At 53.2% G+C, this 2,791-nt stretch carries 3 protein-coding genes; all 3 read left to right on the top strand.

The features are described 5' to 3' along the window. Window positions 1–730: glutamate racemase (gene murI, locus A918_RS0117625; protein WP_022712325.1), on the top strand; the 730-nt coding region annotated here is incomplete at its 5' end. A 145-nt stretch (window positions 731–875) separates the two neighbouring features. After that, the gene (locus A918_RS0117620; protein ID WP_022712324.1) at window positions 876–1,685 is read left to right on the top strand and encodes a MerR family transcriptional regulator; all 810 of its coding nucleotides are present in this window, start codon (window positions 876–878) and stop codon (window positions 1,683–1,685) included. A gap of 113 nt (window positions 1,686–1,798) precedes the next feature. Further along, window positions 1,799–2,791 (top strand): alpha/beta fold hydrolase (locus A918_RS0117615; protein ID WP_022712323.1); only part of this gene is annotated, 993 nt, incomplete at its 3' end.

Raw genomic sequence — 2,791 nt, 5'->3', positions numbered from 1 at the left:
GCGCGGGGCGCGGGTGCTGATGCCCGACCGCCATTTTATCTATGTGGCTGATGATGCAGGTTTTCCCTATGGTTCATGGGAAGAACCGGCTTTGCGTGAGCGCATTGTCAGCCTGTTTGCTGATCTGATCCGCCGGTTCCATCCTCAGCTATGCGTGATTGCCTGTAATACGGCATCCACATTGGTGCTTGATGATCTGCGGCAGGCTTTTCCCGATACACCTTTTGTCGGCACGGTTCCGGCGATTAAACCGGCCGCTGAGCGCACCAGTTCCGGTCTTGTTTCGGTTCTGGCAACGCCGGGTACAGTTAAACGTGCCTATACGCGGGATTTGATCCAGTCTTTCGCTACACAGTGCCATGTGCGCCTTGTCGGCGCTGACCGGCTTGCCACATTGGCTGAAGCGCATATTCGCGGCGAAAAGATTGATGATGAGCTGGTGCTTGAGCAAATCACGCCATGCTTCATTGAGAAAGACGGTAAGCGTACGGATATCGTGGTGCTTGCCTGCACGCATTATCCGTTTCTCGCCAATGTATTCCGTCGTTTAGCGCCGTGGCCGGTTGACTGGCTTGATCCGGCTGAAGCAATCGCCCGGCGTATGTTGTCGCTGCTGCCTGAGAATAAAGACAAGATTCTCCATCATCATGATGATCTGGCTGTGTTTACATCCGGAAAACCGGATTATGCGATCCGCCGCTTGTTGCAAGGCTTTGGCCTGCGGAACTAGAGCTAAGCAGCAAATTGCTATGTCGGCTTCCGGCGGGCAATCTTCACCATTCCTGCGGATAAAATCTTTTTTAAAAGAAAGCACTTGACCTTAACCTAAGGGCAAGCCTGCATAACTTGTGCGATGATAGTCACAAGGAGAAAGCATGCTCACAATAGGACAAATGGCGCGCTCCCAAGGGGTAACGACAAAAACACTGCGCCATTATGACAGTATCGGTCTGTTCAGCCCCTGCCTGAGCAGGCAGGATAATGGCTACCGCTATTACCGGCCGGAACAGATCGTAACACTGGGGCGCATTGTCTGGCTGAGGCAGCTTGGTATGGCGCTGGATGAGATCAAAACACTGGCTGCCAGCGGTGGTCTGGACAGTGTGGAGAAGATGCATGCAAGCCTGCAAAATCATGCAGTGCAGCTTGAAGCTGACATCAACCGCCGTCAGAAAACCCTCGATCATCTTTATCGCTATCTCGCACAACCGGAGCGTAAAATGCCTGAATTACAAAAGCCTGAACGTGTTTTCTTCGCTGCTCAACGGATTATCGGCATGTGCTGGTATCCTGAGGATGAGGGCAGTATCGCGCAAATGTGGGATCGCTTTGAAGCGCGTGAGCATGAGATTGAACGCCTGTATGAGCCTGTCGGCACTTTCGGCATTTGCCAGCCTCTGGAAGACGGCCAGTGGCGTTATATTGCGGGTCTTCCGGTTGGCACAGATGCAACCATTCCTGAAGGACTGGTCGCCATGGAAATTCCGGGGCGCTATTACGCAAAGGTTGAGCATCAGGGTGAAGTGACGACCTTGCCGGAAACATTCCGCGCGGCCTATTCCGAATGGCTGCCGAGTGCAGGTATGCAGCCTGATGAAGGGCCGGAATTTGAATATAGCGGCGCGCGTTTTCTCGGGCCGATGAATCCTGAAAGCGTGACCGAGATTTATATTCCGCTGAAATAATCCGTATTCAAAAATGAAGTGATAAATGAGCGACCTTGATCATGTTTCAGGTCGCTCTTTTTATGATTGCGTTGTACTGCCGGTAACGAAAAAGAATATCCGCGGAGATTGGAATGATGAAACAGACAGTTGCTGTATTGGCAGCAGGGCTTGGTATTTTGACGCTGACAGGCAGTTTGGCTTCTGCAAATGAGCCGGTGGGTTTCCGGCAAACCGAACTGGCAGATAAGAGCGGCAAGCGTGACTTGAAAGTCGCGCTTTGGTATCCGGCATCCGACACAAAAGCAGCCGAGACTGTTGGTGAAAATCCGGTCTTTAAAGGCATTCAGGCAATGCCGGATGCTGCGCCTGACGGCAAAACGCATCCGCTTGTGGTGTTGTCGCATGGCTATGGCGGTAGCTGGCGTAACCTGAACTGGCTGGCAGGTGAGCTGGTCGGGCAGGGCTATATCGTTGCCGCACCGGATCATCCGGGCACAACGACATTTAATCGCGATAAGGAACAGGCTGCGCAGCTCTGGGAACGTCCGTATGACCTTAGTCGTGTGATTGATGCTGTGACCACTGACAGCGCCTTAGCGGGCAAGGTTGAACCAAACCGCATTGCCGCGATTGGTCATTCACTCGGAGGCTGGTCGGTTGTGGCGCTGGCTGGTGCACAATTTGATCCTGCGCGCTTTGACAGGGATTGCACAGAGCAGCCTAATCCGCGCACTTGTGGTCTGGCGAGTGAGCTGATTACGCCGCGAGGCGAAGTGGCAGCTGAAAAACTGAAAACAATGAAAGCCGATCCGCGTGTTGGTGCGATTGTCTCGCTTGATCTGGGCTTGGCGCGTGGTTTCACTCCGGAGAGCCTGAACAGCATTACTATGCCGGCTCTGATTTTTGGAGCAGGTGTTGATATTGGTGATCTGCCTGCGAAACTGGAATCCGGCTATGTCGCCTCCAATATGCCAGAAAAAACCGCGCAATATGTTGAGATTGCGGATGCCATGCATTTCAGCTTCATGCAGATATGCAAGGCCGGTGCGGCAGAGCTTATTGAGGCAGAAACGCCGGGAGACGGTATTGTCTGTAAAGACGGCGGAGAGCGCGACCGCGAGGCG

It is taken from the genome of Pseudochrobactrum sp. AO18b, from assembly GCF_000409565.1.
GTDB classification, from domain to species: Bacteria; Pseudomonadota; Alphaproteobacteria; order Rhizobiales; family Rhizobiaceae; genus Pseudochrobactrum; species Pseudochrobactrum saccharolyticum.
The sequence above is the reverse complement of the archived record's forward strand: the minus strand, read 5'-3'. Positions and strand labels throughout refer to the sequence as shown.